This window comes from Pedobacter sp. FW305-3-2-15-E-R2A2 (assembly GCF_038446955.1).
Taxonomy (GTDB): Bacteria; Bacteroidota; Bacteroidia; order Sphingobacteriales; family Sphingobacteriaceae; genus Pedobacter.
In genome coordinates this window covers 769,844-794,900 of the sequence record NZ_CP151803.1, presented here as the reverse complement: position 1 = coordinate 794,900, position 25,057 = coordinate 769,844, and the positions used below count along the sequence as shown (strand labels likewise).

At 41.3% G+C, this 25,057-nt stretch carries 28 protein-coding genes; 15 read left to right on the top strand and 13 right to left on the bottom strand.

The window, feature by feature from the left end; translation table 11 throughout:
• Positions 1–18 precede the first annotated feature (18 nt).
• Together AAFF35_RS03115 and AAFF35_RS03110 are read right to left on the bottom strand one after the other, a co-directional pair.
• On the bottom strand, positions 19–1,140 hold the full coding sequence (locus AAFF35_RS03115; RefSeq protein WP_342330920.1) for a FecR domain-containing protein: 1,122 nt from the start codon (positions 1,138–1,140) through the stop codon (positions 19–21).
• A 99-nt stretch (positions 1,141–1,239) separates the two neighbouring features.
• Positions 1,240–1,821, bottom strand: a complete 582-nt coding sequence (locus AAFF35_RS03110; protein WP_342330918.1) for an RNA polymerase sigma-70 factor — start codon at positions 1,819–1,821, stop codon at positions 1,240–1,242.
• A gap of 271 nt (positions 1,822–2,092) precedes the next feature.
• Between AAFF35_RS03110 and AAFF35_RS03105 the strand changes: the two genes are divergently transcribed.
• The gene (locus tag AAFF35_RS03105) at positions 2,093–2,848 is read left to right on the top strand and encodes an SDR family oxidoreductase (RefSeq protein WP_342330917.1); all 756 of its coding nucleotides are present in this window, start codon (positions 2,093–2,095) and stop codon (positions 2,846–2,848) included.
• A 97-nt stretch (positions 2,849–2,945) separates the two neighbouring features.
• On the opposite strand, the gene AAFF35_RS03100 is transcribed toward AAFF35_RS03105, so the two are convergent.
• From AAFF35_RS03100 to AAFF35_RS03090, 3 genes are all read right to left on the bottom strand, one after another.
• Complete coding sequence (locus AAFF35_RS03100; protein ID WP_342330916.1) at positions 2,946–4,184, bottom strand: sigma-70 family RNA polymerase sigma factor; 1,239 nt, start codon at positions 4,182–4,184, stop codon at positions 2,946–2,948.
• Between the two features lie 10 nt (positions 4,185–4,194).
• Entirely contained in the window at positions 4,195–4,545 is a 351-nt protein-coding gene (locus AAFF35_RS03095) for a YciI family protein (RefSeq protein ID WP_342330915.1), read from the bottom strand.
• Between the two features lie 95 nt (positions 4,546–4,640).
• Positions 4,641–5,093: a carboxymuconolactone decarboxylase family protein gene (locus AAFF35_RS03090; RefSeq protein WP_342330913.1), complete on the bottom strand. Its 453-nt coding sequence runs from the start codon at positions 5,091–5,093 to the stop codon at positions 4,641–4,643.
• Positions 5,094–5,195: 102 nt separating this feature from the next.
• On the opposite strand from AAFF35_RS03090, the gene AAFF35_RS03085 reads away from it, so the two are divergent.
• The 3 genes from AAFF35_RS03085 to AAFF35_RS03075 are packed head-to-tail and all read left to right on the top strand — an operon-like array spanning position 5,196 to position 6,573.
• The gene (locus tag AAFF35_RS03085; RefSeq protein WP_342330911.1) at positions 5,196–5,654 is read left to right on the top strand and encodes an AraC family transcriptional regulator; all 459 of its coding nucleotides are present in this window, start codon (positions 5,196–5,198) and stop codon (positions 5,652–5,654) included.
• Between the two features lie 48 nt (positions 5,655–5,702).
• The gene (locus tag AAFF35_RS03080; protein WP_342330909.1) at positions 5,703–6,137 is read left to right on the top strand and encodes a VOC family protein; all 435 of its coding nucleotides are present in this window, start codon (positions 5,703–5,705) and stop codon (positions 6,135–6,137) included.
• The gene (locus tag AAFF35_RS03075) at positions 6,121–6,573 is read left to right on the top strand and encodes a DUF1569 domain-containing protein (protein ID WP_342330907.1); all 453 of its coding nucleotides are present in this window, start codon (positions 6,121–6,123) and stop codon (positions 6,571–6,573) included. Before AAFF35_RS03080 ends, AAFF35_RS03075 begins: the two co-directional genes overlap by 17 nt.
• A gap of 8 nt (positions 6,574–6,581) precedes the next feature.
• Here the strand turns inward: AAFF35_RS03075 and AAFF35_RS03070 are convergent, their stop codons facing one another.
• Positions 6,582–7,097: a GNAT family protein gene (locus tag AAFF35_RS03070; RefSeq protein WP_342330906.1), complete on the bottom strand. Its 516-nt coding sequence runs from the start codon at positions 7,095–7,097 to the stop codon at positions 6,582–6,584.
• 284 nt (positions 7,098–7,381) lie between these two features.
• Here AAFF35_RS03070 and AAFF35_RS03065 point away from each other — a divergent pair, with 284 nt between their 5' ends.
• The 3 genes from AAFF35_RS03065 (at position 7,382) to AAFF35_RS03055 (ending at position 8,926) form a co-directional block, all read left to right on the top strand.
• The gene (locus AAFF35_RS03065) at positions 7,382–8,143 is read left to right on the top strand and encodes a hypothetical protein (protein WP_342330904.1); all 762 of its coding nucleotides are present in this window, start codon (positions 7,382–7,384) and stop codon (positions 8,141–8,143) included.
• Between the two features lie 131 nt (positions 8,144–8,274).
• Positions 8,275–8,631: a hypothetical protein gene (locus AAFF35_RS03060; RefSeq protein WP_342330902.1), complete on the top strand. Its 357-nt coding sequence runs from the start codon at positions 8,275–8,277 to the stop codon at positions 8,629–8,631.
• A 103-nt stretch (positions 8,632–8,734) separates the two neighbouring features.
• Complete coding sequence (locus tag AAFF35_RS03055) at positions 8,735–8,926, top strand: hypothetical protein (protein WP_342330900.1); 192 nt, start codon at positions 8,735–8,737, stop codon at positions 8,924–8,926.
• Positions 8,927–9,209: 283 nt separating this feature from the next.
• On the opposite strand, the gene AAFF35_RS03050 is transcribed toward AAFF35_RS03055, so the two are convergent.
• Together AAFF35_RS03050 and AAFF35_RS03045 are read right to left on the bottom strand one after the other, a co-directional pair.
• Positions 9,210–10,049: a glycerophosphodiester phosphodiesterase family protein gene (locus AAFF35_RS03050; protein WP_342330898.1), complete on the bottom strand. Its 840-nt coding sequence runs from the start codon at positions 10,047–10,049 to the stop codon at positions 9,210–9,212.
• Between the two features lie 178 nt (positions 10,050–10,227).
• Complete coding sequence (locus tag AAFF35_RS03045; RefSeq protein WP_342330896.1) at positions 10,228–11,031, bottom strand: alpha/beta fold hydrolase; 804 nt, start codon at positions 11,029–11,031, stop codon at positions 10,228–10,230.
• On the opposite strand from AAFF35_RS03045, the gene AAFF35_RS03040 reads away from it, so the two are divergent.
• Positions 10,994–11,473, top strand: coding sequence for a helix-turn-helix domain-containing protein (locus tag AAFF35_RS03040; protein ID WP_342330895.1), 480 nt, complete (start codon positions 10,994–10,996; stop codon positions 11,471–11,473). The two genes, AAFF35_RS03045 and AAFF35_RS03040, sit on opposite strands and share 38 nt — an antisense overlap.
• On the opposite strand, the gene AAFF35_RS03035 is transcribed toward AAFF35_RS03040, so the two are convergent.
• Entirely contained in the window at positions 11,470–11,994 is a 525-nt protein-coding gene (locus AAFF35_RS03035; RefSeq protein ID WP_342330894.1) for an antibiotic biosynthesis monooxygenase, read from the bottom strand. The genes AAFF35_RS03040 and AAFF35_RS03035 overlap by 4 nt on opposite strands.
• A 111-nt stretch (positions 11,995–12,105) precedes the next feature.
• On the opposite strand from AAFF35_RS03035, the gene AAFF35_RS03030 reads away from it, so the two are divergent.
• From AAFF35_RS03030 to AAFF35_RS03010, 5 genes are read left to right on the top strand one after another with little or no spacing between them, the layout of a single operon-like run.
• Positions 12,106–12,636 (top strand): sigma-70 family RNA polymerase sigma factor, encoded by a 531-nt coding sequence (locus tag AAFF35_RS03030; RefSeq protein WP_342330892.1) that lies wholly within the window; start codon positions 12,106–12,108, stop codon positions 12,634–12,636.
• A gap of 58 nt (positions 12,637–12,694) precedes the next feature.
• Positions 12,695–13,693: a FecR family protein gene (locus AAFF35_RS03025; protein ID WP_342330891.1), complete on the top strand. Its 999-nt coding sequence runs from the start codon at positions 12,695–12,697 to the stop codon at positions 13,691–13,693.
• Between the two features lie 24 nt (positions 13,694–13,717).
• Positions 13,718–16,708 (top strand): SusC/RagA family TonB-linked outer membrane protein, encoded by a 2,991-nt coding sequence (locus AAFF35_RS03020; RefSeq protein WP_342330889.1) that lies wholly within the window; start codon positions 13,718–13,720, stop codon positions 16,706–16,708.
• Positions 16,709–16,728: 20 nt separating this feature from the next.
• On the top strand, positions 16,729–18,249 hold the full coding sequence (locus tag AAFF35_RS03015) for a RagB/SusD family nutrient uptake outer membrane protein (RefSeq protein ID WP_342330888.1): 1,521 nt from the start codon (positions 16,729–16,731) through the stop codon (positions 18,247–18,249).
• Between the two features lies 1 nt (position 18,250).
• Positions 18,251–19,255 (top strand): metallophosphoesterase, encoded by a 1,005-nt coding sequence (locus AAFF35_RS03010; RefSeq protein WP_342330887.1) that lies wholly within the window; start codon positions 18,251–18,253, stop codon positions 19,253–19,255.
• Between the two features lie 51 nt (positions 19,256–19,306).
• Here the strand turns inward: AAFF35_RS03010 and AAFF35_RS03005 are convergent, their stop codons facing one another.
• Together AAFF35_RS03005 and AAFF35_RS03000 are read right to left on the bottom strand one after the other, a co-directional pair.
• Positions 19,307–20,077 carry a glucose 1-dehydrogenase gene (locus AAFF35_RS03005; protein ID WP_342330886.1) on the bottom strand — a complete coding sequence of 257 codons (771 nt, stop codon included), beginning with the start codon at positions 20,075–20,077 and terminating at the stop codon, positions 19,307–19,309.
• A gap of 31 nt (positions 20,078–20,108) precedes the next feature.
• A complete protein-coding gene (locus AAFF35_RS03000; RefSeq protein ID WP_342330885.1) occupies positions 20,109–20,864 on the bottom strand; it encodes a glucose 1-dehydrogenase in 756 nt (251 codons plus the stop codon).
• Positions 20,865–20,970: 106 nt separating this feature from the next.
• Here AAFF35_RS03000 and AAFF35_RS02995 point away from each other — a divergent pair, with 106 nt between their 5' ends.
• Together AAFF35_RS02995 and AAFF35_RS02990 are read left to right on the top strand one after the other, a co-directional pair.
• Positions 20,971–21,336: a helix-turn-helix domain-containing protein gene (locus AAFF35_RS02995; RefSeq protein ID WP_342330884.1), complete on the top strand. Its 366-nt coding sequence runs from the start codon at positions 20,971–20,973 to the stop codon at positions 21,334–21,336.
• Positions 21,337–21,558: 222 nt separating this feature from the next.
• Positions 21,559–21,909, top strand: coding sequence for an RNA-binding protein (locus AAFF35_RS02990; protein ID WP_342330882.1), 351 nt, complete (start codon positions 21,559–21,561; stop codon positions 21,907–21,909).
• Between the two features lie 95 nt (positions 21,910–22,004).
• On the opposite strand, the gene AAFF35_RS02985 is transcribed toward AAFF35_RS02990, so the two are convergent.
• Positions 22,005–23,537 carry a glycoside hydrolase family 32 protein gene (locus tag AAFF35_RS02985; RefSeq protein ID WP_342330881.1) on the bottom strand — a complete coding sequence of 511 codons (1,533 nt, stop codon included), beginning with the start codon at positions 23,535–23,537 and terminating at the stop codon, positions 22,005–22,007.
• Between the two features lie 11 nt (positions 23,538–23,548).
• Complete coding sequence (locus AAFF35_RS02980; RefSeq protein WP_342330879.1) at positions 23,549–25,048, bottom strand: glycoside hydrolase family 32 protein; 1,500 nt, start codon at positions 25,046–25,048, stop codon at positions 23,549–23,551.
• Positions 25,049–25,057: the final 9 nt, after the last annotated feature.

The following is a 25,057-nucleotide window of genomic DNA, read 5'->3' as shown; positions in this document are numbered from 1 at the left end:
GGTCTTCTTTTTCGGGCATCAGTGATCTGGATTACTGATTGTAACGGTTCGTTGCTGAAGCTGAAATTTCACCATATTGGTTTTTTCGAGGCTTTGCAATATTCTGGAAAGCTTATCTTGCCTGGTGATGGTGGCCCAGAATTTTTGATTCCGCATGTTCTGATCTTTAAAAATGATGGTCAGGTCATACCACCGGGATAGTTTCCGCATAATACTTTCCAGGCTTTCATCGTTGAATACAAATTTCCCGTTCTTCCAGGCAACCGCCTCCGTCACGTCAACTTTTTCAACAGAAATCTTTCCCAAATTATTTATAGCCTGTTCACCAGGTTTAAGGACTTCATTTTTATTTAACCTTACCATTCCCTCCAGGAGAGTGGTTTTTATCAATGGTTCGTCATGATAGGCGCTAACATTAAAATGCGTACCCAATACTTCGATCTCCTGATTAAAGGTTTCTACAATAAAAGGATGTGCTTTATCTTTGGCGACCTGGAAATAGCCTTCGCCATTAAGTTTTACTTTTCGAAGGCCATGATCATTCAACGCAGCAGTATAGGTCAAACTGGAACCCGCATTTAACCACACCAATGTTCCATCAGGTAAACGCAGCTGATAACTTTCTCCTTTAGCTGTGGAAATCGTATTTATGGCATTGGTTTCCCCATTTGAATTTTGAATTTCATACCGCAACTGCCCATCGGCAGTCTTTGTAATGGCCACCCCGGCTTCTTTAGCCAGCTCACCATTCATTGCATCATCCAGCTTAATTTTCCGGCCATTGGCAAGGGTAAGTGTAGCTCCATTTCTTCCCGGTTGAACATCGTTCGCAAAAGTGCTCTCGGGAACAGGGCTCTTGTGATTTAAATAAAAGAATAATCCTGATCCAACAATCAACAGAACAGCCGCAGCCGCAGAAATGCGGACAGGCAATCTGAATCTGATTTTCTTAACAGGCCGCTGCTGCTGAATCTTTGCCCAGATCCTCTCGCCCGAAAAATCATAATCAATTTGCTGATCCAGCGGATCAGATTTGCTGATTTCATTCAGATACCAACTTTCAATTAGTCCGTTTTCTTCCGCAGAAGTTTCTCCCTTACGGTATTTATTAAATAATTCGTGTGCTTTGTCCTCTTCCATGTGATGTCAACCAGGCTGGTGATATGGTAAAGACGGGAAGGTATAGGCTATCCTCTCAGAAAAAGTTAATATTTTTTTAACAACAACATAACAAACTAATTACCAACTATTAAAAAACAAATAAATCCATACGGCACTGCCGAATTTTTGTCTTAAAATTTTCAGTGCACGGCTTATGTTATTTCGCACCGCATTTTCAGTCACTCCCATCTGCTCAGCAATATCTTTATAGGATAGATTCGCGTTCCTGCTAAGCAGAAATGCAACACGCATTGCTTCCGGTAGCGCTGAAATCTCCTGCTCAATAAGTTCCTTCAGTTGCTTTTCACGAATAAGGTAATCCGTATGGTATGCACCATCTTCTATAAACTTGCCCAGAGAAGACATATACTTTGATTTCACTTTACCATGTTCCATATGGTCAAAGATCCGGTTGCGAACGGTGGCATACAGAAATCCCGACAGAGAATCTTTGATTTGCAATTCAGAAGCCTTATTCCAAAGCATTGTAAATACCTCCTGAATCACATCTTCTGCTTCTTCTTCGTCCTGCAGCATTCTTCTTGCGTGGCGGTAGAGTACCGCCCAGAACCTTTTATAAATTTCCGTATAGGCCAGTTCATCTCCCTTTTTCAAGCAGGAAAAAAGTTCAGCATCAGAAAGCTTATGGTAAAGTGTCATTTATAATTTTGCGGCAATCGCAGTCAATGATAAATAAATATTTTCAGATTTGTCTGTTCCGCTACCGGCAATCTCTATTTATCTTATAGATCGTTGAAGAAAAATTCCAGATAAAAAACTCTTGATCTCCACCACCTGTAGGAACAAACCATGGATTTTATAGGAGTTGAATAACTGAAAACTGAATCTACACAAAAAATAAAAGAGACAAAACTTGTCCAATTCAAGAACTTCAACTGTCATTACTAAAAAACAACTTAAATTTTAGGATATGAAAATTGTAGTAATCGGAGGCACTGGCCTCATCGGAACAAAACTGGTAAAAACCTTAAGCGAAGCCGGACACGAAGTAATCGCAGCTTCTCCAGGTACCGGAGTAAATTCCGTTACCGGCGAAGGACTTAATGAAGCCCTAAAGGGAGCGGAAGTGGTGGTTGACGTGGCCAACTCCCCGTCATTTGAGCAAAAAGCAGTCCTGGAATTCTTCGAAACTTCAGGGCGAAATCTGATTGTTGCAGAACTCATTGCCGGAGTAAAACACCATGTAGCCCTATCGGTTGTCGGCACAGACCGTCCAAATGCAAATACTTATTTCCAGGCCAAGCTGGTACAGGAAACGTTGATCAAGGAATCCGGAATCCCCTACTCCATCCTGCATGCTACGCAATTTTTCGAATTTGTGGGAGGTATTGCACAGGCAGGAATTCAGGAAGATCAAATACATGTATCCCCAGCCCAGTTCCAGCCTATCGCTTCAGATGATGTCGTTGCAGCACTAGCCGACATTACGCTTGGCGCACCATTGAACGGATCAACAGAAGTTGCCGGACCTGAAAAGATCGGGCTGGATGAAATCGTCAGACAATACCTCAGCCTTAAAAATGACAACAGAAAGGTGGTAACAGACCTACATGCCCCATATTTCGGAGCAGAAATTAATGATCAGTCACTAGTTCCCGGAGATCATCCCCGCATTGGCCAGGAAACCTATGCAGACTGGATCCGCAAGCCAGGTAATTTAAGATAAGGGTAAGAATATCGGGTTCAAAATAAAGAGACTGCATCCTATGATACAGTCTCTTTATTATGCGTTTTCATATGTTTAAGTTTCATTTAACTCAACGCTAAATAAGCTTTTCCAACTGCTGAATGTGTTTGCTGATGGTCAGTTGCTCCGCATTCGAGACCGCCATTGCCAATGCCTGCTTATAATGCTGCAAAGCCACCTCATTATCGAGATCTGTATATAGATTACCGAGCAGGGAGTAATAAAAATGATGATCCGTAAGTTTCAGTTTTTCAGCTTCTGCAATGGCCGCCAGTTTTCCGTTCACCTTCGCCAATGCGAAAGTCCGGTTTAAGGCAACAATAGGCGAATATTCCAGGATCAACAAGTTGTTGTAAAGCTGCAGAATTTGTGTCCATTTTTCTGGTTTGTCCTCCTTATAGGTATGCCAGTAAGCAATACCAGCTTCCAGGTGATATTTGCTGAACTGATCACCTGCAGCAGATAAACCCAAATAGTATTTCCCCTGATCAATCAGTTCCATGTTCCAGAGACTTTCATCCTGATCCTGGTACAGAATAGCTTCTCCATTTTGATCTGAACGGGCATCAAACCTGGATGCGTGGAAACACATCAGCGACAGCAATGCATTTACCTTTGGAAGATTGGTATGGTCGTGATCAGTCAGCAGGTAGACCAACCGCATGGCCTCTGTGCAAAAATCTCTTCGGAGCGTTGTATTCTGAGAAATGGAATAATAACCTTCAGAAAACAGCAGGTACAAGGTGGTCAATACATTATCCATCCGCAAACTGATCTCATTCAAGCTTGGCTGTTTAATACTGATGTTCAATTCTTTCAACTTTTCTTTAGCCCGGTTAAGCCGTTTATAAACGACCTCCTTATTGGTTAAATAAGCATCCGCAATCTCCTGAATACCAAACCCGCAAAGTAAATTAAGTGCCAATGCCACCTGAGATTCGGTGGAGATCTGAGGATTGCAGACCGTAAAGATCATGGCAAGCTGGCTATCTCCGATATTTTTGACCGACAGATCCAACTCAAATTCTTCCGTATTGGCAGTATCATATTGAATCTCCGGAGATAACTTTTGCTGGAACAGGGAATCTCTTTTGAGATAATTTTTAGTTTTATTTTTCGCAACGGTATATAACCATGCTCTGGGATTATCGGGTAATCCCTTTGTACTCCAGATCTCTGTAGCAGCAAGGAAAGTATCACTCACAATATCTTCCGCTATCTCAATATGTGCCATACCGAACAAACGGCAAAGTACCGAAACGATTTTTTGATATTCGCTTCTAAATAAATTCGGGATCAGTTCCTGCTGCTTCATTTGATATGATCTATGCCTCAGGTTCAGTAGCCATTCTTACTTCTACGTTTCCACCGAGTTCAAGGATCGGACACCCCTGGGCAATCTCGACTGCATCTTCATAACTTTCTGCCTTGATGATAACCAGTCCGCCAATAGATTCTTTAATTTCGACAAAGGGTCCATTGATGACGTGCTTGTCTGACTTTACCACCTTACCGGATATATCCCAGCGTTGCAGTGGCCGTGCCAGTTTATTTTGAGCTGCAATCCCACCAAACCAGTTCTGCCAGGCGCTAATCGAATTTTGTAATTCTTCCGGAGAAGGCTGTGCTTCTTTATTTGTGAAATCTCTTCTGAAAATCAATAAAAAGTCGTTCATATTCTTCTATTTTAATTGTAAAAATAACTACTGATATTTATAATATGGAATAAAAAAAGTCCTCATCGGGGATGATAAGGACATTTTGCAGGCCCCTAGCCAAACATGCCAACTTTATAAGTTCCCGGCACATTCGGGAAAGAAAGATTAATGCGGTTCCAGGTATTGATGGTGGTCACAACCATGGTAAGGTCAACCAGTTCAAGTTCTGAAAAATGAGCACTTACCCTTTGATAAACCTCATCAGGTATATGAGCTGCCGTTACTGCTTCCGCCCATTCAAATGCGGCTCTTTCTCTTTCCGTATAATAAGGTGCTTCTTTCCATGCACTAAGTCCATACAGGCGTTGTTCAGTTTCTCCCTTCGCCCTTGCATCCTTATAATGCATGTCCAGGCAATAGGCACATTCGTTGATTTGTGAGACCCTGAATTCGATCAGGTGCATCAGCTCCACACCCAAAGATGATTTTTTTAAATAACCTGCCATTTCAAAAAGTGGCTTCAATGCGTTTTGTCCTTTTCCGAAGATGTTTATTCTCTTTTCCATTTTGTTATAATTTTTGATTTTATAACCTGAAGACAAACGGCTTTTTAAAATTGGACAAACTTTGATGATTTTTTTTTATTTTGTATAAATACGAGATAAAAAATGGCTACAGATCAATATCCGAAGGTTTATTTATATCGACGAATCGTTCAGGCAAAATTATTCATCGACAACAACTATGCGGATAAAATAGACCTCAATGGCATTTCTGATGAGGCCTATTTCTCTAAATTTCATTTTATCCGGCTGTTCAAATCTGCCTATGGAAAGACACCCCACCAGTATTTAAAATATGTAAGAATCGAAAAGGCCAAAGAATTACTGAAGAACAACATCACGGTTTCCGAAGCTTGCTTTTTAGTAGGCTTTGACAGCCTTTCCTCTTTCAGCGGACTTTTCTCAAAAGTGGTAGGTAAATCTCCATCCAATTACCTCAAACACCATCAGGAGACTCAAAAGAAAATCAGTCTCCGGCCCCTTTCTTTTGTGCCGGGTTGTTACGCCTATCAACACGGCTGGATTGACAATGAGAATAGCAATTTTGAAGAACCCGATGTTTAAATTATTCTTCAAGTTTGTAATGAGTTTAACATCTAATCTAAAATTACCATGATTACTAAAATGAGCATTACAAACATTCATGTCATAGACCAGAATAGCGCTTATGACTTCTATGTAAACAAATTAGGCTTCAAACTTGTAGACGACATCCCCATGGGACCAGAAACCCGTTGGCTAACCGTTTCACCTCCGGAACAACCCGACTTACAACTGGTCTTGTTTCCCGTTACCGTAAGTAAAATGTTTCCGAAAGAAGTTGCAGAAAACTTAATAGACCTCATCAAAAAAGGAATATTTGGTTGTGGAGTATTAACCTGCACCGATATTTTTGCTACTTATGAAGAGCTAAAAGCCAAAGGAGTGGAATTTATCAAACCACCTACAAAAGAATTTTACGGAACAGAAGCATTATTTAAAGATGATTCCGGCAACTATTTTTCATTGCAACCGCTAAACAATTTTGACAATGAAAACAATATTTGATCCGGCAATACGAGATGAATTGACGAGAAGAGTTGAGGCGCTCAATGAAAACAGCACAGCACTTTGGGGCAAAATGAATGTTTTTCAAATGACCAGGCATTGCAATATATGGAATGAATGGGTTTTAGGAAAAAACAGTCCTGTTTACAAGCAGGAATGGTTGGGTAAGATCTTTGGCAAAATGGCACTCAAAAGCAATACTAAAGATGATAAGCCGCTGGGCAAAGGCATGCCGGCCGGCAAAGCATTCACTGTAACACAAAAAGAAGGCGACCTGAATGCTCAGAAGAAAATTCTTGTAGATTTAATCACTGATTATGAGCACTTTTCAAACGACCAGTTCATTCACGATTTCTTTGGAAAAATGACAAGAGAGCAGATTGGCGTCTTTGCTTATAAACATTCAGACCATCATTTAAGGCAGTTTAATGTTTAACAATGTTCTCAGACAGATCCGGTAAGACTACTGTGTTTTAATTCGTATTCAATTTCATCATCTTCCAACTCTGCAATTTTAATGAAGTTCAATCGATCGAGAAGTTTCCTGGCTTTGTTGTTTGCTTTACTCGTTATCGCGTAAATGCGCTTTAGTCCGATGTTATTTATTCCAAAGTCTATGGCTAAAGACATTGCTAAAGTCATAAAACCCTGCCCCTGGTATTGAGGTAATAAAACGCAGCCAAGTTCTCCGGTTCCTTTGTCCAGTCCGCGATAATAACCGCAAGTCCCCACAATCTTATTCGTTTCGTTCTCTACAATGCCCCAATGAATTGAATTCCCGTCAAAATAGTCTTTGTTGATTTTATCCTGCATTTCTATCGCCTGCTGCACTGTTGTTGCCTGGATCCCATCGTAAAATGAAATTTCGATAATGTCATTGATGTCAGAGGGTTGAATTTGTCGCAGGGAGATTTTCTCAGCAAGAATATTTGGGAAAGTATTGTAAGGCGGTAATTTCATTTTACAAGATATACAACACACTATTAATTCCCAAATAAACAAGTTGAAAAAATTATTTCGGAACAAGCTACATAGATCATGCTGAAGTAAAGCCCTCATATATATTAATTTACGTTAGATCTACTACACCTTCAACACTAAGAATGAATTGAATCATAATCCGGACATCAGATATAGAATTTAAAACACCGATCCTTCCTTCTTGTATGGATGTATTTTATTTCTTACAAATCAAATAATGGCTGATAATTTGCGTAACATTAATTACACACAAATTGAACCATATGAAAAAATTACTCATCGGTGTCATGGCATGCTTTGCCCTGACTACCCGTGCCCAGGTGCACGAATCAAAAAATTTCATCTATCTCTATTCCGATTCTGTGATCTATGCCAAGGACATTAGACTACGTCCAGATTTTTCCGGATACCTGCAACTTCGGGCCGATTCCAGAAAAGTCCCAACAGAACAGGTCAAATTTTTCAGTAATGAAGACGGCTTTTTTGCCAATACCCGAAGACTCCATTTTGGTAGTACCACCTCCTTTTCTGAACGAATTATCGAGGGCAAGATCAATGTGTTTCAGCAGGAAGACTATTATCCTTACCAATACGATCATCGGTATAGGCGTAACAGGTATATAGATAGAAGACCACAAGCTGTAGATGTAAAAATGTATTACAACAAAGGTTACGGAGATTTAAAAAAAGCAAATTACCACAACCTGAGCGCAGATATGGCGGACAATCCCAAGGCCATGGACATGTTGAAAAACTACAGAAAAAGCATAAATACAGGAAAAACAATGTATATCGTTGCAGGAGCAGCTATCGTATCCGGGCTAATTTCCTTTTTGGCCGCGGGTAGCAGCAATAGACATATGTCAAGCGGAAATGGATTTGGTTCTAATTTTGGTAAAGGTCCTAATTTCACCCCTGCCTTTATATTGCTCGGAGCGGGAGCAGGCTTAGCTACAGGCGGATATTTCATCCAGGCATCCGGTAACAGACATTTGGAGAATGCTGTAGATGCTTATAACCGTTAGGGAAGACTAAATTAAGTTTAAAGCCTGGGTTAAGTTACACCCAGGCTTTTTTAATTTTACGCCAGACCAAATACATACTTTTTGAAGATCTTGCTGATCCTGTGAATACCAACTATGAGAATGACTCGAACTTGAGTGATGCTAAGGTAGTCACGGTGGTAGTGCCCTTATATAAGAAGATCTATCTGGAGGCAGTTCGGGGCAAAAAATTACTTCTGACGATTTTGGCAGACAAGGACTTTGGATATAAGTTTGCCAAGAACTTTGTCTTCAAGGCCTTTATTACTTCCTCTAGATTGTTTAAGTATCATATTTTTGGATTGGTTGGCCTAAATGCGAAAGTCAAAGATGGACTTTTAAATACACCCATGCCCAAGTTTATCTGGTGCAGTGAGATTTACACAAGCCACAATTTCAGCAGGAAAATTGCCGGTGGACTTATCATAGTTGATGCGACTAAACCCATCGCAGGAAACAAGATGGATTGATATTTGCCAATTATCCAGGCAAGATCATTAAGAAAAACGGGAATAAGTTTATAACTTTGGAAACTGGTTTTCAGACTTATACAGAATTTAAAAACAGTTTACAATGAAGCGAAAAAAAATTACGATTACACTGAATGAGCTCCCGAAAGGTGCGAAATATATCCCTCAGGATATTGTCAGTGCGTTTCAGAATAGGTTGTCTAAGGCCATGGAAAAAGTAAACAGTGATTTCATCAAGAGCCAGCGGGTAACTTCTCAGAATAACTGTTATATTTCTGTTGATCAAAATTCTTAGGATTATTTCTGATCAACTATAGTTGTAACACTATAGTATTAGTAATCACTAAATAAACCCCATTACTACTATTATGTTATCACTTACATTCACATCTAAAGCATAAAAAAACTTGCCGAGAATATTTGGAATAGAAGACTATGCATGGCGTTGACTCAAGAAGGCTTGTCTGAACGATCGGGTGTGCCTCTTGCTGCTTTGCGTAAGTTCGAACAAAAAGGTTCCATTTCCCTAGAATTCTTTTGAAAATTTTGATGGTTATTGGTGGTTTTGAAGAGATGATTTATGGCCGCGAAACGTTTATACCATTCCGCACGTGATTTGTTTGTAAATATTCGATTAGTGCTTTAGGATGATCGGTTTGAACACCCTGAACTCCTTTATCCATTGCAGTTTTCCATTTCACCGGATCTTCATCAGCCATTTGCACATCTAAAAAGACAGACAATCCGCTTTCCTTTATTGCTGCAATAAGTGCTGGGTCTGGAAAACGATCCGTTGCTTCCAACGGCATTTTATCGAGAAAGGAACTCAATTCTTCTTTCGTTTTTATGTGCTTTGGCAAGCCAGACATGAGCGGCATCTGGGGAGCCAGAGCCCTCCATAACCCATACTGCTCAGTTTTATTGATATAAACCAGCACCTGCTTTTCCATTCCCGCAGCTTTAATTTCTTCGTATGCCTGTGCTACATCAGCCTCCTTAAAATCCAGATAAATATTGATCCGGTTCTTACAGGCTTTCAAAGCTTCCTTAAAACGAGGTAGTCTATAGGTATACCCATCCTTAGCATTCAAACTAAGTTTCTCCACTTCATCCAGGCTCAGATCCTGAATCCTGCCTCTGCCATTGGTGGTATGATCTACGGTTTCATTGTGAATTAAAACCAAATGACCATCACGGGTGGTACGAAGGTCTATTTCAACATAATCCGCACCAAGGTCTATAGCTTCCTCAATTGAGGCAATACTATTTTCGGGTTTTATCAGATGGCTTCCGCGGTGGGCAATTACGATAAAGCCATTTTTAGATTTGGGAAGTGGTGCTAATGTACGCTGCCCAAATGTGATCAAAAAGAGACCATTAAACAGAAGTATCAGCAAGCTTTTTTTATAATTCATCATTTAAAATATGAAGCGAAATTACCCCCAGCACATGATAGACATATTAACAAAACATTAAATGTCCGAGCTTTGCAGTCATCTCATCATAATTTTGATCAGCACTGGCATCTCCACCTAACCACCTTTTCGTATCTTTAAGAGTTGTCCCACATTTCTTGCCCAATCTCAATAGCATGAATCACATTAATGATTGTAGCATATTGGACAACTCTACAGGCATTGTTATCATGGCATCATGGCCCGTTTTAAGCTCCAGATACTTCCAGTTTTTGCTCTTTTTTGTTTTGTCTGCAAAAGGTTGGATCGCTCTTAGTTCCGGTCCGGTACAAGCAATATAAGTCAACGGCAAATCATTACCGTAGGGGTGCTTTAACTCCAAAGGCTGACAAAATGTTTTAAATGGCTGATTGGTCAGACGGTCATTTACCCATTTTATATCGGCTAAGTTAGTCACACCAAAAAAATCACTGCTGAAGAACGGGATACTTAGTCCATTGTCGTAGTCCATTGACACCTTAATGAAATATTCCCGGATGTCGTCCGGACTTACATCTAGTGCGCTTTGGCCATTCTCCATAAGCATTGCATCAAGAAAAACCAGTTTAGACAACCGATCCGGCATCCGATCTGCAACACCTGCTATCACAGCTCCGGCATAGCTATGGCCGACTAAAACTACATTGTGCAAGTCTTCTGTAATCAGGAAATTTACAATGTCTGTAATATGAGTATTCAGATCGATCTCGTCATTAAATGTATTTTTATGTTCCCCAAGTCCACTCAACGTTGGCGTATAAACAAGGTTTCCTTTGCTTCGCAATTCCGTGCTTACCCTTTGCCAACACCAGCCACCATGAAAAGCACCATGAACTAAGACAAAAATGGGCTTATTTGACGTAGACTGCGCATTTATTTCGAAAACTGATAGTAGTAATATTAGTAAGATGAAAAACGACTTTGTACTTTTGATTAATGATTTCATAATATTTTTTTATGCAAAAGTTGTCAATGTCTTTTTACAATTCAATAACTCACCCGAAAGTGAGCAAACCTCAAATCAGAATATGTCAAGTCAGTTAAAACCCGGGACATCGAATGCCTGTAATATTACAGCCTTAAGCCTTGCGTGTGAGGTAAATGATGTATTAAGAGATATTAGCCCACGATGGAAAATGCAGATACTGCATAAGGTCGCTTCGGGCACAAAACAATTCAGCACATTAAAACATGCTTTCCCATCTTTGTCGGATCAGATACTTGGCAAAAGGCTTTCAGAATTAGTTAATGACAAATTAGTTGACAAAATAATCCTCAAAGAGAAAGCTCCGAAAAGTATTCATTACATGATCACCGATAAAGGTTTGGAATTACTAAAAATTATTGACGATCTGCATAAATGGGGGCTGAAATATTTTTCTGCTTAACCCACGCTTTGCAGCCACTTCTTCATAATTTTGATCAGCACTGGCATCACTACCCAGGTCAACAGACCAACCATCGATGCTGCTGTAATTAAAAGTCGAATTACAGGTGGCAGATTGCTAATGAACAAACCGACGGTATAGTATAAAAATAAGCTCGTCGGGAATACGCCACATAATGTTGCGACAGCCATTTTCCATCGTGGCGGAGGCGACGGAGATCTGAACCAGGCTTCGAGACCCATAAGCTCCCGGTATACCGGAACTTCTGTAAGTGTCGAAGCATATGCCTCCCATTCCATAAACAATGCGGAATTATAAAAAGCATCACGCTCCTGCTCGTCTTTAAATGTCCTGAGAATACCAATTTCATTACTGTCGGCTCCCGGGAAAGAAGAGATCATCGCAGCTCCGTGTACGCCGCCATGTGTAAAGGACGCTCCAAGGAAATGCTGCAGGGATTCTTTAAACTCTTTTTCTTTTCCAGGAAGTATTTTTCTGGTGATCGCAACGTGTATTGCCATATTATTTTCTTTTTATAAGCTAAGCCATAGTTAAACCCAGACAAAACTTCATATATTCATAATGTTAACTTAAATCATCTCTATTTTAAAGCTGATAATTTTGCCCCAACGATGGACAAAGATATTGTATGTGAAATAAAGGCAGGATTGCTTCCGGCTTTTAATGAGGCCTATTCCCGTTATCATAAACAAATTTATCAGTTTGTATTCAAAAAAACACAGTCTGAATACATTGCTACAGAGGTAGTCCAGCTTTGCTTTATCCGGCTTTGGGAAAAGAAACAATCGCTAAATGAACATACTGCACTAAATATTCAGCTATTTGGAATGGCCAGACAGGTGATGATCGATCAACTTAGAAAAGAGTCTGCGAGATTGAAATATAATACCAGGTCTGAGCAATATCCTTTTACCGACAATCTGATGAAGATGATCGAAAGCCGCGATATGCTTAAACATTTTGAGCAGGAAATTGACGCCATGCCGGCAATGAGAAAAATGGTATTTAACCTGAGCAGGCAAAATGGACTCTCCTATAAGGAAATAGCGGAAATGTTGGGAATATCTCCAAAAACTGTAGAGAGCCATATCGGCAAGGTCCTCTCCCACCTTAAACACTACATGTATACGATTTTGCTATAGCCATATTAAATAATTGTTAAGCCGTAAGGGCAAAGGCCGCGACATACGTAATACCTGTATGAAGCCAAACAAAAGAATAAAACGCAAGCTAAACCGCGAGACTTTCATCCAGGAAAATTTTAGTGATCAGCAATGGGAATCTTTTGATGCTGATGAACCACTACCGCAGGGGAAATCGGAGGAGATGCACCGCTTTATACTCGGGCAAATATCTTCAAAACAACAGGTAAGGCTTAGGCTCATCAGGGTTGCGAAATATCTTTCTGCGGCTGCGATCATTTTAATGGTCGGATTTGCACTATTTATCCGGCCAAAGCACACCGACAACCAGAAGCCGCAGCTTACTGCAAACAACAAGCTTCAGGAAAAGGAGAAAACAAGTCTATGGAAAGAGGTTGCCAATTCCGGAACTAAGGTCATCAGGTACCAGTTACCAGATTTATCCTTCGTCACCATCTATCCAGCTTCCACAATCAAATTTAAAAAGCAGTTTGATCAAAAACTCAGAAATGTATATCTGAAGGGTAAGGCCAGATTCAAGGTGAAACGAGATGCGCTGAGGCCTTTCAGTGTGTTCTCTGGTGCATTGAAGACAACAGCCCTGGGCACGTCATTCACAATCAATACCCGCGGACACCAGATATCCGTTAAGCTCCACACCGGAAAAATTGTCGTTGCCGATACCCTGACCAAACAGGCCCTGGCCTATATTTCCAATGTTGGCACCACACTGCTATACGACCCATCCCTCAAACTTTCCAAGATCATCAAGCCAGTTGAAACCTTCCGTCCCGCAGCAGAGCTGCTGAAGAGAGAAGGCAATCTGATCATCATGAAAAATATACCACTGGTAAAGGTCTTCCAACTTTTAACTGAAGCTTACGGTATTAAAGTGAATTCGAACCAAACGGACGTCAGCAAAATCACTTTCACAGGCAGCGTTGATACGGGCAAAGAAAAACCTGAAGATGTACTCAAATTGATTTGTCTGATCAACAACATGACCTTAACCAACACCTCAGCGCAAGAATTCTCCATACAAAAAACTGATAAATAAAACCAAAGAAGCCAAAAAATCATTATGTATTCAACAAAATTCAAAATCCTGAAACGTATGTTATGCCTCGGCATCATAGGTTGGGCAGGTCCAATATTTGCACAGGATCTACCTGTCAAAGGAATCGTTTTGGATGTCTCCGGTCAGGGGATTCCAGGTGTTACAGTAAAGGCAGAAAATGAAAAAACCCGCAAGTCAATAGTCACCACTTCTTCGGGTACCGGATTGTTCAGCTTTGCAAACATTGCCCCAGGCGGCCCATACCGTTTTATCTTCAGTTCCATAGGATATAAAACGGATACCCTCTCTGGTTATACCGTGACCACAGGCCAGCAAATTGCACTGAGCATCAAACTTAGGGAACAATCAAACGACCTTCAGGAAGTAACGATTGGATACGGTAAAAGCAAAAGGAACGAAATTACCGGAGCAGTAACTTCCGTAAAGCCCGAAGAATTTAACCGGGGTGTGGTGAGTTCGCCAGGCCAGTTGCTTCAGGGAAAGGTTGCCGGTCTGAATATCACCAGAAGCGGAAACCCAACAGATAAACCTGCGGTGATCCTGCGTGGTCCCTCAAGTTTCAGAGAGGGTGCTCAGGAACCCTTTTATGTGATTGATGGGGTTCCGGGTGCATCGATAGATTTGGTCGCACCAGACGATATCCTCAGCATGGAAGTCCTGAAAGATGCTTCTTCAACAGCCATTTACGGATCCAGGGCAGCAAATGGTGTCATCATGGTCAATACTAAAAATTCAGGAAAAGGACTTGGTAAACTTTCTTACAGTGCCTATGCTGCTTCAGAAAGTATTTCCAACAGCATCGACATGGCCAGCGGAGACGAATTGAGAACCTATCTAAAAGACAATGGAAAAACATTGGATAAAATCAGCGACGATGGCAGCAATACAGATTGGCTAAAAGAGGTGACCAGAACTGGTTTCTCCCAAAACCACAACCTCAATTTTAATGGAGGAGGCGAAAACTCATCTTATGGAGCAAGTCTTAACTATTTTGACAACCAGGGGATTATTAAGACATCGGGATTGGAGCGCTTTATCGCAAGAGCAAATATGGAGCAGCGTCTGCTCAACAACCGACTGAAGTTAAACCTCAACCTGACAAACAGCAATACCGTTAACGAAAGGATCGCCAGCCAGGTTTACAATAACATGTTCACTTACCTGCCTACTGTTGGCGTAAGGAAGGCCGATGGCAGTTTTTCTGAAGACCCGTCCAGAACCACCGGAACCGGTGGATACTACAATCCGGTAGCACTGTTACAAAATAACAAATTTCAGGGAAAAACCAACCTCTACCTCATCAATGGTGCCGCGAAAGCAAACATTATTGATGGCCTTGACTTCAATGCGATGGTATCCATCCAAAATGAGCAGATCAACGAAAATCTGTATAACAATAGATTTTCGATGTTAAAACAGGGGTTTAATGGCTATGCAGAACGTTCATCTGTAAAAAACACACAAAAGGTTTTAGAAGGATATTTTAATTATGATAAGGTTTTTGGGGATCACGGGCTAAAACTACTAGCCGGTTACTCCTGGCAGGAAAACCGCAATGGGGATGGCTTCCAGACTTCCGGACAAAACTTTGTTTCGGATGATCTTTTGTGGAACAATCTGGGATTAGGTAACGGAAACGGATCCAGTGTTGTGAATTATGGCAATACTTACATCTCCACGCTTCGTTTGATCTCCTTTTATGGACGAGCCATCTACGATTATAAAGGAAAATATCTGTTACAGGCAACGATTCGCCGTGATGGCTCCTCGGCCTTTGGAATTAACAACAGATGGGGAATGTTTCCGTCTGTTTCTGCGGGATGGAACATAGACCGTGAAGCATTTATGGAAAATGTATCTTTCGTTGATCAGCTTAAGCTCCGTGCCGGTTATGGTGTTTCAGGAAATTCAATAGGGTTTGATGCCTACACTGCCAAACTGGTTTACGGTGCACAGAACGGAGCGTATTTTTATTCGAATGGAAAATGGCTGACCGCAATTGGTCCTACTCAAAATGACAACCCAAACCTGAAATGGGAACGTACAGCTACATTGAACATCGGTGTAGACTTCAGTCTCTTTAAAAACAAACTTTCCGGGTCAATTGAGGTATACAATAAGAAAACTACAGACCTTATTGCCCCCTATTCGGTTTCAACTACCCAATATCCGTTCAATGTGTTAACAGCCAATGTTGGCGCAATGACCAATAAGGGGATCGAATTTACGCTGAACAGCACTATTGTTAAAACTGACGATTTTAGCTGGAACACCGCAATTAACTTATCACACAACAAAAATGAGATCACTTCTATTTCTAATGATCTTTTCCAGGCAAATGAATTTTATACCGCTAATGTGGGTGGTAGAGGGCAGTCGGGCGCGCTGGGTTACCAGGTGATTAAAGAAGGACTTCCCCTGGGATCATTTTACTTACTGAAGTATGCGGGTAAAGATGCCAACGGGAAATCAATGTTCTATGATAAAAACGGAAACGCTTCTACAGCAAACACAGGATTTGAACATTTCAGTGCAACGGGTTCTGCGCAACCAAAAGTATTATATGGCTGGAACAATACGTTCAGGTACAAACAGTTCGATTTTAACTTCTTCATTCGCGGGGTTTACGGAAATAAAATCCTTAATGCGACCCTTGCCGATATGAACGCCCCGATCTATGCCTTTCAAACCAATATCGCAAAGGTCACTTTAACCGAATCGATCGGCGATGATAAAGCTCAGTTTGTGTCAGATCGTTATCTGGAAAGCGGCTCCTACCTCCGTCTGGACAATGCGACGCTGGGTTATACTTTCAAAATAAAAGGCAGCAGAACATTGAGGCTTTATGCTTCAGGTAATAACCTTTTTATCATTACCAAGTATAAAGGTGTAGATCCGGAAATCAATATGGCTGGTCAGACACCTGGCATCGATTACCGCAATTTCTACCCTAAAACACGCTCTGCAATTTTTGGGCTGAACTTCAATTTATAACATTCTATAAAAAAGAGAAAATGAAAAGATATATAACAGCGGCAGCCCTGGTGGTTTTAACATTGGGAAGCTGTACAAAACTGGATGTTGATGTGGAATCGCAATTAACAAAAGGAAACTTTCCGGTAACACCTGATGCTTACCTGGCTGCAACAGGTCCCGTTTATCAAAAATTTAACGCTGGCTTTGGTGTCGACATCTGGAGGATGTACGAACTGACGAGTGACGAGGCCATCATTACCGCACGGAACGGAGGCTATTATGACCAGGGAAGATATCAGACGCTGCATAAACACAACTGGTTACCGGATCATCCGATCATTCTAAGTGCATGGCAATGGGGATATGCCGGAATAAGCGACTGTAACCGGGTAATCGACCTGTTTGAGAAATCAGCAGATGGCCCTACAAAAACGCAGTTTTTAAATGAAATACGCGCTATGCGTGCCTTATACTATTTTTATGTGATGGACATGTTTGGCAATGTTCCCATTACCAGTTTTGGAACGGCAGAAAGTCCAAAGCAATCTACCCGTGCAGAAGTATTTACGTACATAGAGAAAGAGTTACTTGCGGTAGCTGAAGGCTTGTCTTCGCCCAAAACCATTACTACAGAATTCTACGGACGCCCAACGAAATGGATGGCCTATGCGCTATTGCAAAAATTGTACATCAATGCCGAACATTATATCGGCAAGCCAATGTATGCGGAATCTATTATCTATGGTGATAAAATTATTACCGGATCATCACTGGCATTGGTAAGCGATTACAACACGCTCTTTTCGCCAACTAACGGACCAAACAACGAAACCATTTTTGCTGCGATATATGATCCCAATTATTCGGGCGGTAATGCAATTACCCGTTTTACGCTGCACAGCACGCTAAGGGCGAAGTACAATCTTCCCTTTAGTCCAAGTAATGCACAGTGTACCCTAAAGGAGTTTTATGATACCTTTAACTTGCCAGGAGACATCAGAAATGCGACCTGGTTGGCAGGGAAACAGACGCTTGCCGATGGAACTACTAAAATCATGAATGGTTCGGCCCAACTTGATTTTACTCCAGAGATCGTACTCACCAACACGGAAACTATGGATGTTGGCCCGGAGGTAAACGGAATATCCAGGGGTGTCAGATCCATCAAATTCTATCCTGATCCAAATACCAATAGTGGCACCCGTTTTCAGGGCAATGACATGCCAATTTTCAGGCTTGCTGATATATACCTGCTAAAAGCAGAGGCGCTACTGAGAACAGGAGGATCCATGACTGATGCAGTTGGACTGGTAAATAAGGTTCGTGTTCGCGCAAAGGCCGGGGAAATTACCACCATTACCCTGGATGGCATTCTGGAGGAAAGAGGACGCGAGCTTGCCTGGGAAGGATGGCGTCGCAATGATTTGATCCGCTTCGGAAAATATCAGGGCACATGGGGCTTCAAAGCGGGCAATGAAGGTGCTTCCAGAGATATCTTCCCGATTCCGGCTACCGAATTGGTACTGAATAAAAACCTGAAACAAAATACAGGATATTAAAATGAAGAGAAGAGATTTTGTAAAAAGTACGGCACTTACTGCCTTAGGTGCAAGCGTGCTTGCACCCCTGCAATCGCTTGCAGCCAGTCCTGAGACCCACCTGGAAAGTGAAGATGTAGCACCACGCAGTGAATTAAAAGATGATTATCCCGTTCACTTTATGGCGGTAGGCGATTGGGGACGCAATGGAGCCGATCATCAGAAACATGTTGCGGTACAAATGGGTAAATGGGCAACCGAAAATCCGAACGACTTTATTCTTTCCCTTGGTGACAACTTCTATCCTAAAGGGGTGACCAGCGAACATGACCCTTTATGGCATTACTCTTTTGAGAATATTTATACAGATTTTGCTTTACAATGGGACTGGTATCCGATTCTTGGAAACCACGATTACATCTCAGACCCTGATGCACAGGTAAGGTACAGTAAGATCAGCAGAAGGTGGAAAATGCCGTCCAGGTACTACTCAAAAGAAGTACCGATAAAAGGTGGTGGAAAACTGCTAATGGTGTTTATCGATACTTGTCCGCTGATACCCGAGTTCCACAGCAGCGAGCAATACGGGCCCTGGGTAAAAGATCAGCAGCCCGAAATGCAGCTCAAATGGCTGGATGAAACTTTAAAAAATGCAAGCTCAGACGTAAAATGGAAAATGGTGATGGGGCATCACCCCATTTATACCGTTGGTCCCAGGATCAAGAACTATGATACCCTTGCGGTAAGGAAAGTGCTGTCTGACATCTTTGAACGCAACAAAGTAGACGTTTATCTTTCCGGACATGACCATTCTTTGCAACACCTGAGCACGGGAGGTTTTACCCAACAGTTTATTTCGGGTGCCGGCTCTGAGGTTACTCCGGTAACCGCCGGAATACCTTACAGCAAGTTCGAAGCCGCGGAGTATGGTTTTATGTATTTTTCGGTGGATCAAACCCGCTTAAATGCAAAAATCATAGATCATACCGGAAAAAATATTTATGAAACTACGTTGAAGAAAGCTTAGTAGCATTAGTCCCAACATTGTTTTTAGAAATCAATGTTGGGACTTTATAGATTATTTCATCAGGCTGATATTTGTCATACCTCCATCAGAAAGAATTTCAGTTCCGACAATAAACGAAGAATCGTCAGAGGCCAGAAAAACCGCAGCCTTCCCCATATCAGATGGCAGCCCCATTCTGCCTACTGGAATCAAATCTTTCCAAGCTTGTTTAACCTGTTCCACCTGTTCCTGCGGCACTATTTTACCAAATACAGGTGTATCAATGGAACCGGGCGACAATGTGTTTACTCTAATTTTTCTTTCTAACAGATCAAGTGATAAGCCTTTAGCTAAGGATATAACCGCAGCCTTAGCTGCTCCATATATCGTCATTCCAGGTGCTGCACGGTGTGCTGCGCTGGAACCAATGAGAATGATGGATGCCCCGTCGTTCATATATGCAAGTGCTTTTTGAACAGTAAAGTAGGAACTCTTCAAATTCAGGTTCATATACCGGTCATAGTTGTCTTCCGTAACATTCGTAATCGCTGCCATTGGGCTGCCATCTACTATACCACCAGCATTGACCACCAACGTATCAATTTTGCCGAACCTTTCAAAGGTGTCTTTGAAAATCCGTTCCAGGTCCTCCATCTTTGTTACGTCGCCTTTTATACCTATAAAACCCGCTCCAAGTTCCTGAACAGAGTGGTCAAGCGTTTCCTGATTCCTTCCAGTGATTGTGCCGATGGCACCTTCGTTTTTGAGTGCTGCTGCAATGCCGAATCCAATACCACTATTACCTCCCGTTATTACTGCTACTTTATCTTTTAATTTACTCATGTTTTCTCTGCTTTAATTTTTAAATACATTTTTAAATTCCGTAAATACCCCCCGAAACGGATATTTTCTCTCCTGTAATCCAGGCAGAATCATCAGAAGCAAGAAATACGGCTACTTTCGCAATATCTTCCGGCTGACCAGTCCGCCCTAGCGGAGTATTTGAAACAAATTTTGTTTCTGCATCACTGCCAATAAATCCTGCACTATGCGAACCTTCTGTTTCCACAATGCCGGGTAATATGGAATTGATACGAATGTTTTTTCCACTGAATTCCTTTGACAAGGAAATAGTAATAGCGTCCAAAGCCGCTTTGGTTGCTGAATATACCGATCCCGTTGGAAGAGGGGTTTTCCCTGCCTCTGAGCTAATGTTTATGATGTTGCCCCCTTTATCACCGAACAACTTTAAAGATGCCTGGATGGTAAGTATAGATCCTAAAACATTGACATTGAATTGTTGATGAAAAGATTCTTCCGACACCTGCTCAATTGCTGCGTATTGATAAATGCCCGCATTGTTTACCAAAATATCCAACCCACCGAAAGCATTCTTTGTTTCTTCAAACAGCCTGCTTACATCAGACGCTTTAGACACATCGCCCTGTACTGAAATAGCGATACCACCGTTGTCGGTTATGGCTTTCACAACTTTGTCTGCATCTTCTTTGCTAAACGCATAATTCACAACAACTTTTGCTCCTTCTGCTGCAAAATACTTAGCGATAGATGCGCCTATTCCTTTTGATGCACCTGTAACTACAGCTACCTTATTCTTTAATTTACTCATTTTCTCGATTTGTTAAATTCTTGAGCAACAAAGTTAGACTACAAGAATATATTTTGGTAACTTTGTATCTAAAAGTAACAGTAACCTACAGGTAACAAAGTAACATATGGAGTGCGAAAAAGAAGATCAGAAGGATCGAAAAAAAGAAATGATGGCTGTCCACGATGCGATGGACGTACTTAGCGGAAAATGGAAGATCTATATAATTTCATCTATCTGCCATTACAACAAAAGAAGATTTTCAGACATTTTAAATGATGTAACCGGTATTTCGAACAAAATGCTGAGTAAGGAATTAAAGGAACTGGAAATAAACAAACTGGTGAAACGAACCGTTTTAGATACGCAACCTGTAACTGTTCAATATGAGCTTACAAAACATGGTAAGACCTTACAGACCATAATCAACAATCTAACAGATTGGGGAATACAACATCGAAAGGAAATTACCGGGAAAAATTTCACCACTTAATTCAGTAAAAACATTCAGCTTTTCAGCATACTGATCACAACAACATATCCATTAGTTAGCGCAATCTGCTGTTCATCCGGATAGCCAGGGATAAAATCTGGTCATCTAATACATTTCCCAGCTTTCGGACTAAAAAAAGACCTGTTTTTAATGATAAATCGAACATTAAAATGCGGCGCAATTAGATGAAGGCTTTATATTTGCAGTAAAAAAAGGATAGTGATGGAAAAGCTTTTTGTCGGTGGATTTCCGCCAGAAATTCATGAGATACAGATTGCAGAGCTCTTTAGCCTGCATGGCGAAGTTAGCACCGTTAAGTTCATCTACGACCGGGCGACTAAAAAGTGTAAGGGCTATGGTTTTATAGAAATGGCCAGTATAGAAGTGGCAGAGAATGCCGTTTCAGCGCTGAATGGCACTTTACTGGCAGGACGCGAACTCAACGTGAGCATAGTCCCCAAAGAAAAAAGCAAAGAGGAAGTAATTCACACACGTCCACCGTTAACGGAATACTTAAAAGTTGAAAAGAATTCTCCGGCCCCTAAAATGCGACAAAGAAGACCGAGACTATAGCTAAGGAAGGCTCCTTGCGATTGTTTATACCCGAAAATCTTTAGAAATCTTGGGGTATAAACAAATCTTGATCAGGAGCGTATTTTTAAATCTGCTTACTTAAAGGAAGGGATTGCTGAGATGATCAGGTTATTTATTTTCTGATTCCCGTTTCCGGTTATCTTAATTCCATTGATTAAACTTTTAGGGAAAAAGATATCAGTCATCACTGTTAAGCCGTCATCAGCAAAAAGTTCTGCCGATGCAACATCCAATATCAGACTAATCCTGGCAGTTGTTGCAGTAGCTATTCTTGGCGCTGTATGCTTTTTTGCAAACCCTTTTTCAAAATCATTGATACCAGAATTGGCCCTGTCGATATAGTATGTTTTTGTTTTATGATCATAGCCAACCAAAAGTTTTTCTCCTTCTTTGTTACTTAGTACAATCTGATTACTTTTAGTCGTATTAAACGTAAAATCCAGCTTCAACTTTCCATTGAGATTCTTAACATAGGCAGACAGATCAATTCCCTTATTGAGCATTAATGATTGTTTTTTATAAACTGGTCTTAGATGGACATTCATCTCTTTTACAGGGACGGACCGTACGTAAAAATCTCCTGCTTTTTGATCCAGATACAGATCCCTGGGAATTGTTGTTGCTCCTCTCCAGTTTTTTGTCGGTACCCGGTTTGCATACTGCCAATTGTTCATCCAGCCGATAAATATTTTTCTTTTCCCAGTATTTGACCAGGTAATACCTGCGTAGTTATCGGTTCCATAATCCAGCCATTTTTCTACTTTTGAGTTAGCTGTAAATTTACTTCCGTCAAAACTTCCGGTAAAATACTGGGTAGCAGAACCGCCATTTGGCCCACCTGGATTGATACTGACCAACAATACCCAAACAGTTTTGCCATTATACTCCATCGGAAAAAGGTCAGGACATTCCCATACCCCACCATGTGCTCCCAGGTCATTTCCAAACTCACTTTCTTTCCTCCAATCTTTTAAGTCTTTAGAAGAGTAAAAGGTAATCCGATCTTTAGTGGCCAGGGTCATTATCCACTTCTTTCCGGCTTCAAACCACATTACTTTTGGATCTCGAAAATCTGTGATACCTGGATTTGGCAATACAGGATTACCGGAATATTTAGTCCAGGAGTTTCCTTCATCCAGACTATAGGCAATACTTTGGTTCTGAAAATTATTGACTTTTTTCTCCTCCAGCTTTGGATCATGATGTGTAAAAACTGCAACCATAGGCGCTTTCCCATCCTTTCCCAACCCGGAAGTATTGTGCTCATCCATCACGATACTTCCCGAAAAAATATAGCCAAGGCTATCAGGGTAAAGGGCGATGGGCTTCTCCTGCCAATGGAAGAAATCTTTGGTTGTTGCATGACCCCAGTGCATTGGACCCCATACCGTACCATTAGGATAATACTGATAAAAAAGATGGTAAACGCCCTTATAATAAACCATTCCATTAGGATCATTCATCCAATGTTCCTTAGGAGAAAAATGGAATTGAGGGCGATGTTCTTCAGCTTGCAAAGTTGTTTGCTGTTGAGCCGTTACTGTACTTAAGCTAAACGTGCATCCCGCAAGGATGCTAAAAACAAGTTTTAAAAATTTCCTATTCATATTGGTGTGTTTTAGTTTTTATATTTCCATACAGATTTCAGCTTCCATGCCTTCATGCTTACCTCCGTACCTGTATCTCTGGCAAAAGTCTCGATGCCGGCCTGATGTTCCCCAGGATAAGTCAGCATGGTAAAAACCTCTTTACCATCATTGGTAAACAGTTCAACACTTGATTTGTCTACAAAAAAATGCATTCGCAGCTGACCATTTACAGGCATTACCTTCGCACTGGTTTTCCTGGCAAACTTTTCAATTTTTTCTTCGGCGCAGTTTGTTCGGTCTATCGTTAACAAGCCCGTTGTCGTCTCATAAGACAGGCCCAACTTTCGGCCTTCACCCACACAAAGGTTTAAACCGAATAGATTTGGTTTGCTGGTATTGAAGATGATTTCCATTTCATAAACATTCTCAGTCGGCTGGAAAGCCCTTAAAGGCTGGGTTCCCTTTGGAACTTCGTAGTTAGCAGACTGAACGCTGCCCCGGAGTTGTTTAAGGTTATCGATTGGTTTTTGCACCAACCGCAGCCCCTCGGGATACGTTTTAAGTTCCAGATTACGAGCAATAGACCAAAAACCCTTGCCCCAGGTGGAGGGCACAAGCTGCGCATAGTCCCAGGTAGCGATCCAACCCATTGATGGCGTATTCTTTAAGGTACCATCGTAATCCTGAAAAGTTCTTGATGCATAAAAATCCAGTCCCTGGTCTACGTATAACGGCTCTTTGGAATGATCGGCCGACAGCGTAAAAGTTTTACCATCAAAATTTCCGATAAAATATTGCTCCCTTGCCCAGTCAATAGAAACAACCATTACCCACCTTTTATCCTTAACATTTCCATTTACTGGTAATTGGAACAGATCGGGGCATTCCCAGGCTTTCTCCTGAGCACCGGCAGGACCGAAATCACTTAGCCAGGTCCAGGATTTCAGGTCTTTTGACCCATAGAATTTAATTTTCTTTTCCAGGGCCTTCGCTACGACCATTACCCATTGTTTGGTACCAGCATGCCAGAAAACCGTCGGATCCCGGAATTCCGTACTGCCGATATCCAAAACCGGATTTCCTTTATAATAGTGAAAGGTCTCACCATCCTGACTATAAGAAATCCCCTGCGATTGATTTTTGCTTTGCTTATTAAAAATGGTATAAGCGGCAACATATGCGTCCTTACCGAAACCTGCGGTATTCTCCCTGTCAATGAGCATGGAACCAGTAAAATAACCGATGCTGCCGTCATCGCCTGTCATTACATTTGGTTTTAGTTCTTCATAATGGACCAGGTCATCAGAGACCACCTTCCCCCACCAGTACATTTGGTATTTACCCCCATAGTAAGTAAAGCCACAGGGATCGCCTATCCATCCTTTTTTAGGGCTAAAATGAAACTGCGGACGGTAGAGTTCTGAATAGGCCGCCGCCTCATTATTTTGGGCAAAAGCGGTTCCTCCGTAGAACAGGAAAAGCATATAGCCTGACAAGGGCAATAAATATTTTTTGATCGTTTCTTTCATCTGATTATT

Coding starts and splice junctions, on each gene's coding strand:
- AAFF35_RS03010 (WP_342330887.1), top strand. CDS start 18,251: ATGAAGAGAAGAGATTTTGTAAAAAGTACGGCACTTACTGCCTTAGGT.
- AAFF35_RS03070 (WP_342330906.1), bottom strand. CDS start 7,097: ATGAAATTACCGCCTTACAATACTTTCCCAAATATTCTTGCTGAGAAA.
- AAFF35_RS02990 (WP_342330882.1), top strand. CDS start 21,559: ATGGAAAAGCTTTTTGTCGGTGGATTTCCGCCAGAAATTCATGAGATA.
- AAFF35_RS03040 (WP_342330895.1), top strand. CDS start 10,994: ATGAAAAACGACTTTGTACTTTTGATTAATGATTTCATAATATTTTTT.
- AAFF35_RS03105 (WP_342330917.1), top strand. CDS start 2,093: ATGAAAATTGTAGTAATCGGAGGCACTGGCCTCATCGGAACAAAACTG.
- AAFF35_RS02985 (WP_342330881.1), bottom strand. CDS start 23,537: ATGAATAGGAAATTTTTAAAACTTGTTTTTAGCATCCTTGCGGGATGC.
- AAFF35_RS03090 (WP_342330913.1), bottom strand. CDS start 5,093: ATGGAAAAGAGAATAAACATCTTCGGAAAAGGACAAAACGCATTGAAG.
- AAFF35_RS03015 (WP_342330888.1), top strand. CDS start 16,729: ATGAAAAGATATATAACAGCGGCAGCCCTGGTGGTTTTAACATTGGGA.
- AAFF35_RS03050 (WP_342330898.1), bottom strand. CDS start 10,049: ATGATGAATTATAAAAAAAGCTTGCTGATACTTCTGTTTAATGGTCTC.
- AAFF35_RS03025 (WP_342330891.1), top strand. CDS start 12,695: ATGAAGCCAAACAAAAGAATAAAACGCAAGCTAAACCGCGAGACTTTC.
- AAFF35_RS03115 (WP_342330920.1), bottom strand. CDS start 1,140: ATGGAAGAGGACAAAGCACACGAATTATTTAATAAATACCGTAAGGGA.
- AAFF35_RS03020 (WP_342330889.1), top strand. CDS start 13,718: ATGTATTCAACAAAATTCAAAATCCTGAAACGTATGTTATGCCTCGGC.
- AAFF35_RS03100 (WP_342330916.1), bottom strand. CDS start 4,184: ATGAAGCAGCAGGAACTGATCCCGAATTTATTTAGAAGCGAATATCAA.
- AAFF35_RS03065 (WP_342330904.1), top strand. CDS start 7,382: ATGAAAAAATTACTCATCGGTGTCATGGCATGCTTTGCCCTGACTACC.
- AAFF35_RS03080 (WP_342330909.1), top strand. CDS start 5,703: ATGATTACTAAAATGAGCATTACAAACATTCATGTCATAGACCAGAAT.
- AAFF35_RS03000 (WP_342330885.1), bottom strand. CDS start 20,864: ATGAGTAAATTAAAGAATAAGGTAGCTGTAGTTACAGGTGCATCAAAA.
- AAFF35_RS03085 (WP_342330911.1), top strand. CDS start 5,196: ATGGCTACAGATCAATATCCGAAGGTTTATTTATATCGACGAATCGTT.
- AAFF35_RS03030 (WP_342330892.1), top strand. CDS start 12,106: ATGGACAAAGATATTGTATGTGAAATAAAGGCAGGATTGCTTCCGGCT.
- AAFF35_RS03035 (WP_342330894.1), bottom strand. CDS start 11,994: ATGGCAATACACGTTGCGATCACCAGAAAAATACTTCCTGGAAAAGAA.
- AAFF35_RS03055 (WP_342330900.1), top strand. CDS start 8,735: ATGAAGCGAAAAAAAATTACGATTACACTGAATGAGCTCCCGAAAGGT.
- AAFF35_RS03005 (WP_342330886.1), bottom strand. CDS start 20,077: ATGAGTAAATTAAAAGATAAAGTAGCAGTAATAACGGGAGGTAATAGT.
- AAFF35_RS02995 (WP_342330884.1), top strand. CDS start 20,971: ATGGAGTGCGAAAAAGAAGATCAGAAGGATCGAAAAAAAGAAATGATG.
- AAFF35_RS03095 (WP_342330915.1), bottom strand. CDS start 4,545: ATGAACGACTTTTTATTGATTTTCAGAAGAGATTTCACAAATAAAGAA.
- AAFF35_RS03110 (WP_342330918.1), bottom strand. CDS start 1,821: ATGACACTTTACCATAAGCTTTCTGATGCTGAACTTTTTTCCTGCTTG.
- AAFF35_RS03045 (WP_342330896.1), bottom strand. CDS start 11,031: ATGAAATCATTAATCAAAAGTACAAAGTCGTTTTTCATCTTACTAATA.
- AAFF35_RS03075 (WP_342330907.1), top strand. CDS start 6,121: ATGAAAACAATATTTGATCCGGCAATACGAGATGAATTGACGAGAAGA.
- AAFF35_RS02980 (WP_342330879.1), bottom strand. CDS start 25,048: ATGAAAGAAACGATCAAAAAATATTTATTGCCCTTGTCAGGCTATATG.